General features: G+C 70.2%; 3 protein-coding genes. 2 read left to right on the top strand and 1 reads right to left on the bottom strand.

Features of this window, described 5'->3' with window-relative positions; genetic code table 11:
• Positions 1-2,077, top strand: a 2,077-nt coding sequence (locus Q1N79_RS16300; protein WP_300609923.1) for a DNA topoisomerase IV subunit B, incomplete at its 5' end; no start/stop codon positions are given.
• A gap of 147 nt (positions 2,078-2,224) precedes the next feature.
• On the opposite strand, the gene Q1N79_RS16295 is transcribed toward Q1N79_RS16300, so the two are convergent.
• Positions 2,225-3,211 carry a hypothetical protein gene (locus tag Q1N79_RS16295; RefSeq protein WP_300609922.1) on the bottom strand — a complete coding sequence of 329 codons (987 nt, stop codon included), beginning with the start codon at positions 3,209-3,211 and terminating at the stop codon, positions 2,225-2,227.
• A 364-nt stretch (positions 3,212-3,575) separates the two neighbouring features.
• Between Q1N79_RS16295 and Q1N79_RS16290 the strand changes: the two genes are divergently transcribed.
• Complete coding sequence (locus Q1N79_RS16290) at positions 3,576-6,113, top strand: DNA topoisomerase IV subunit A (protein WP_300609921.1); 2,538 nt, start codon at positions 3,576-3,578, stop codon at positions 6,111-6,113.
• Positions 6,114-6,128: the final 15 nt, after the last annotated feature.

The raw sequence follows: 6,128 nt of genomic DNA, 5'->3' as shown, positions 1-6,128 counted from the left end.
CGACTCGTACACCGCCAGGCACCTGTCGGTGCTCGAGGGCCTAGAGGCTGTCCGCAAGCGGCCGGGCATGTACATCGGCTCGACCGACGGCCGGGGCCTGCAGCACTGTCTGTGGGAGATCTTCGACAACGCGGTCGACGAGGCGATGTCCGGATACTGCACGCGGGTCGACGTCATCCTGTACGCGGACGGGTCGGCCGAGATTCGGGACAACGGCCGCGGCATCCCTGTCGACACCGAGCGCAAGACCAAGCTGTCCGGAGTAGAGCTGGTGATGACCCGGCTGCACGCGGGCGGGAAGTTCGGCGGCGGCTCCTATACGGCCTCCGGCGGCCTGCACGGCGTCGGCGCGAGTGTCGTCAATGCGCTCGCCGTCCGGCTGGACATCGAGGTCGACAGGGAAGGGCACACCTGGACGACCAGCTTCCACCGGGGCGTGGCCGGCGAGTTCGCCGCCGACGGCCCGGACGCCGAGTTCACCAGGCGATCCGGGCTGCGCCAGGTGGGGCGGGTCGCGAAGAACAAGACTGGCACCCGGATCCGGTTCTGGCCGGACCGACAGGTGTTCCTGCGCGACGCCACCTTCAGCTACGACAGCCTCACCGAGCGGGCCAGGCAGACCGCCTACCTGGTGTCGGGCCTGACGATCGCCGTTCGCGCCGAACGAGCGGACAACGCCGAGAACGCCGAGCATGGCGAGGCCGTCAGAGAGGCCGAATTCCGTTTCGCCGGCGGCATCAGCCAGTTCTGCGACCACTTGGCCACGAGCGAGAAAATCACCGACGTCATCCGGCTCACGGGCGACGGCACGTTCACCGAGACGGTGCCCGTGCTCGATGACCGCGGGCACCTGACGCCGACCGAGGTGGAGCGCACACTCGACGTCGACGTGGCGATCCAGTGGGGGACCGGCTACGACACCACCACCCGCTCGTTCGTCAACGTGATCGCCACCCCGCACCACGGCACGCACGTCACGGGCTTCGACCGCGCCCTGGTCCGCACGCTCAACGACCAGCTGCGCGCTGCCCGGCTGCTGAAGAACGGCGACGAGCCGGTCACCAAGGAGGACGTGCTCGAAGGACTGACCGCGATCGTCTCCGTCCGGCTGCCCGAGCCGCAGTTCGAGGGCCAGACCAAGGAGGTCCTCGGCACGCCGGCCGCAACCCGGATCGTGAGCCAGGTCGTTTCCACGAAGCTCAGGCAGTACTTCGAGAACCCGCCGCGCGGCGCGAAGCAGCAGGCCAGAGCGGTGCTCGACAAGGTCGCCGGCACCGCCAGGGCGCGGATCGCGGCCCGCGAGCACCGGGAGAACCAGCGCCGCAAGTCCGCGCTGGCCAGCTCGAGCCTGCCGGCCAAGCTGGTCGACTGCCGGTCCGCCGACGACCGCAGCGAGCTGTTCATCGTCGAGGGCGATTCGGCGCTCGGCACCGCGAAGCTGGCGCGCGACTCCGAATTCCAGGCGCTGCTGCCGATCCGCGGCAAGATCCTCAACGTGCAGAAGTCCAGCCTGGCCGACATGCTCAAGAACGCCGAGTGCGCCTCGATCATCCAGGTGATAGGCGCGGGCTCGGGCAGCTCCTTCGACCTGGACTCGGCGCGCTACCAGCGGATCATCTTCCTGGCCGACGCGGACGTGGACGGCGCGCACATCAGAACCCTCCTGCTCACCCTCTTCCACCGCTACCTGCGGCCGATGCTCGAGGCGGGGCGGGTGTTCTCCGCCGTCCCGCCGCTGCACCGGATCGAGCTGACCGGCCCGCGCAAGGGCCAGCAGAAGTACGTGTACACCTACTCCGACTCCGAACTGCACCGCACGCTGCTGGAGCTGGAGCGTCGCGGCCAGCGCTGGAAGGAGCCCGTGCAGCGCTACAAGGGGCTCGGCGAGATGGACGCCGATCAGCTGGCGGACACCACCATGAACCCACGGCACCGCACGCTGCGCCGGATCAGGATCGAGGACGCCGCGGCAGCCGCGGACATTTTTAACCTGCTCATGGGCACCGACGTCGCCCCGCGCCGCGACTTCATCATCGGCGGCGCCGCCGAGCTAGACCCCTCCCGCATCGACACCTGAACCCGGTGACCGCCGCGGTCCGGAGCCATCTCTGCAACGGATCCGTCCGGGCCAGCTGCGCCATTGGCCCGGCTCTATCGGGCCACATGTGCCATCGGCCCGGATCCTTCGGCGAGCGACTAGCCCTGGTCACGCGCCCAACGGGCCTCAACGCGGCGAGAGCGCTGGCATGGGAGCCGGGGGCCACCACGAGCCAGTGCCGTCGTCCCGGTCGCCGTCCACCGGAAGTGCCACGATTGGCAGTCGTGGCCGCTGCAGGCCGTTGGCGATCGCCGCCGCTATTTCGGCGGCTACCCCTTCGCCTTCATGCTTGATCCGGCGGGGTGAGAAGTGAAGCGGGAACACTCCGTACGCGATCAGCATGTCATGGCGATTCCGGTCCCTGTCCTGAGCGGCCGGTGACAGGTGGTACGCGCGTGAGTCGACTTCCGCGGCCACTCCCGCTTCGCCCCACCAGGCGTCGACCATCGCGATAAAGATTTCATCAAGTGTGTACAGTTTCGCGTTGTACATCGGCTCTGGCACCCGGCTCCGTGTGAGCAGCAGCCTGAAGTCCGCCTCAGCGCCGGACCTGACCCCATCGATAACCTCCGTCAGTACCGCCCGGAACAGCGAGGTGCGGTTCGATGGGCCTTCGTTCAACTCAGTGATCAGCTGGCCCACTGTGCAAGCGCGCCGTTGCACGGCCTCGTAGATGACCGAGCGCGCGTCTTCATAGGTGCTGAACTGACGCGCGGCGTCCGCGACGGCGCGCGGGACTTCGGCGAACCGGACCGGGCCGGTAGCGAACCACGTCCTCGGCATCCGCCCTGTCCGGTGCAGCCGGACGAAGTCCGCGTCCTGGCGTCGCACGCCCGGCGGCACCAGGACGTCCACGCTGTTGGGCCCCGGTGAGCGCAGCCGGTGGCGCCTGACCGCGCATGGCCCGGTGATCACGCTCTTCGGCCCCGCGTACAGGACGGCGGCGGTCTCCCGATGCTCCTGCGTGGCTGTCCCTGTGACTGTCAGATAGACGCCCGGCAGCAGTGGCTGCCACGGCCCGCCTGAACGGATCTTGTAGTCGATCGTGCTGTGCGGCAGGCCGCACGTGATGGCCTGCGCCCGCGTGATGATCTGGTGCTGCTCGGCGGTCATGCGAGCCAAGAGAGCCTTGTCATATCCAGATTGTTTTGGCATGGCCACACGATGTCATAGACCTCTGTCAAAGCCGCGTCCTCGCCGCCGGCGCCACCCCCCAGCCGTCCGGCCGTTGGCGTAGCTGGCCCAAATAGATTGGGCTGATTGCGCCAACGGCCCAAGGGGGCCCAAGCGCCAACGGCCCAAGGGGGCCCAAGCGCCAACGGCCCAAGGGGGCCCCAGCGCCAACGGCCCATCGCGGCCCGCCACCCCGGCGCTCACCCACCCCCTGGCCCGGCCCGCCAGCAAGCCCTGACACGCGCCGCGCCCGCGCCCGCGCCGTACCCGCCCTTTCACCCGCGCACAGGGCAGAATTGACCCCATGCCAGCACGACGCGGCGGGGCGACCACGCCTCCTCCCGAAGAGTTCGAAGAGAACATCCTCGACATCGATGTCGCCGAGGAGATGCGCGGCAGCTACCTGGAGTACGCCTACAGCGTCATCTACCAGCGCGCGCTGCCGGACGCCAGGGACGGCCTGAAGCCGGTCCAGCGGCGAATCCTCTACCTGATGAGCGAGATGGGCCTGCGGCCGGACCGCGGGCACGTCAAGTGCGCCCAGGTGGTCGGCGCGGTCATGGGTCGCCTGCACCCGCACGGGGACACCGCCATCTACGACGCCCTCGTGCGCATGGCCCAGCCGTGGGCGATGCGGCTGCCGCTCGTCGACGGCCACGGCAACTTCGGCTCCCTGGGCGGCGACGACGCCCCCGCCGCCTACCGGTACACCGAGTGCCGGCTCACCCAGGCCGCCATCGAGATGGTCGCCGACATCGGCGAGGACACGGTCGACTTCATCCCGAACTACGACGGCACCGAACAGCAGCCGGATGTCCTCCCGGCCGGCATCCCGAACCTGCTGGTCAACGGCACCTCCGGCATCGCCGTCGGGATGGCCACCAACATGGCGCCGCACAACCTGTCCGAGGTCATCACCGCCGCCCGGCACCTGCTGGCCCACCCGGACGCCACGCTGGACCAGCTCATGCGCTTCGTCCCGGGCCCTGACCTGCCCACCGGCGGCCAGATCGTCGGCCTGGACGGCATCCGCGAGGCCTACGAGACCGGCCGCGGCATCTTCCGCACCCGCGCCACCGCGAAGGTCGAGCAGCTGAGCCCCCGCAAGACCGGCATCGTCGTCACCGAACTCCCGTACGGCATCGGCCCGGAAAAGGTCATCGCCCGCATCAAGGACCTCGTCCAGGCCAAGAAGATCACCGGCATCTCCGACCTGAAGGATCTCACCGGCCGCCACCGCGGTCTGCAGCTGGTGATCGAGGTGCGCAGCGGCTTCAACGCCGAGGCCATCCTCGGCGAGCTGTACCGGCTCACGCCGATGGAGGAGACGTTCGGGATCAACAACGTCGCCCTCGTCGACGGCCAGCCGCGGGCGCTCGGCCTGAAAGAGCTGCTGGCCATCTGGGTCGACCATCGCCTGGGGGTGACCCGCAGGCGCAGCGAGTACCGCAGGCGCAGGCGCGAGGAACGCCTGCACCTGGTCGACGGCATCCTCATCGCGCTGCTCAACATCGACGAGGTGATCCAGGTCATCCGCACCAGCGACGACGCCGCAGACGCCAAGCGCCGCCTGACCGAGATCTTCGACCTGTCCGAGGTCCAGGCGCAGTACATCCTCGACACCCCGCTGCGCCGCCTGACCAGGTACGACCGGCTGGAGCTCGAGCGCGAGCAGGAAACGCTGCGCGCCGAGATCGCCGAACTGACGCAGATCCTGGAATCAGGCGACAGGCTCCGCGAGCTCGTCAGCGGCGAGATGGCCGAGCTTGCGAAGAAGTTCGGCACGCCGCGCCGCACGCTGCTGCTCGAAGGCGGCGCGCCGGTGAACGCCGCTGTCCCGCTCGAGGTCGCCGACGACCCGTGCGTCGTGGTGCTGTCCGCGACCGGCCTGCTGGCCCGCTTCCCCTCCTCTTCTCCTGATACCGAACGATCCCTGGCGTCTCCCGCGGCCCCGCCCGATCGCGCCGCCCACGACATCGTCGCATCGGCGGTCTCCGCGACCGCCCGCGGCACGATCGGCGTTGTCACCTCGGCTGGGCGGATGATCCGGCTCAGCGTCCTGGAGATCCCGGCCCTCCCGCCGAACGACTCGGCACCCTCCCTGTCCGGCGGCCACCCCGTCACCGAGTTCGTGACGACGCTCGACCGCGGCGAGACGGTCCTCGCCCTGGCCAACCTGGACGCGCCGGACGCGGGGGTGGCGCTCGGCACCGCCGAGGGCGTGGTCAAGCGCGTGGTCCCTGACTACCCGGCCAACAGGGACGAGTTCGAGCTGATCGCCCTGAAGGACGGCGACCGCGTGGTCGGCGCGGTCCAGCTCGCCGGCGAGGATGCCGAGCTGGTGTTCGTCACCAGCGACGCCCAGCTGCTGCGGTTCCCTGCCGCGTCGGTGCGCCCGCAGGGCCGCCCGGCCGGCGGCATGGCCGGCATCCGGCTGGCCGACCACGCCTCGGTCGTCTGGTTCGGCGCGCTCGGCCCGGGCGCCCCCGGCGCCCCGGGCGCCCCCGACACCAACGCCGACACCAGCGCCGACACCGACGTCGTCGTGACCGTCGCGGGCCGCGCGGGCGCGCTGCCCGGCGCGTCGGCGGCCAGCGTCAAGGTGACTGCGTTCGCTGAGTTCCCGCCCAAGGGCCGGGCCACCGGCGGCGTCCGCTGCCAGCGTTTCCTCAAGGGCGAGGATCGCCTGGTCATGGCCTGGGCGGGCCCCGGTCCCGCGCTCGGCGCCACCGAGGCGGGCGTCCCTGTCGACCTGTCCGGCATGCAGGGCAGGCGCGACGGCTCAGGCACCCCGCTCACCCGCCAGCTCGCCCACATAGGCGCCGCCATTCGCCCTCAGTAATCCCGGCCCCCTGAT

The sequence above is a fragment of the Trebonia sp. genome (genome assembly GCF_030042015.1).
GTDB lineage: Bacteria > Actinomycetota > Actinomycetes > Streptosporangiales > Streptosporangiaceae > Trebonia.
The sequence above is the reverse complement of the archived record's forward strand: the minus strand, read 5'-3'. Positions and strand labels throughout refer to the sequence as shown.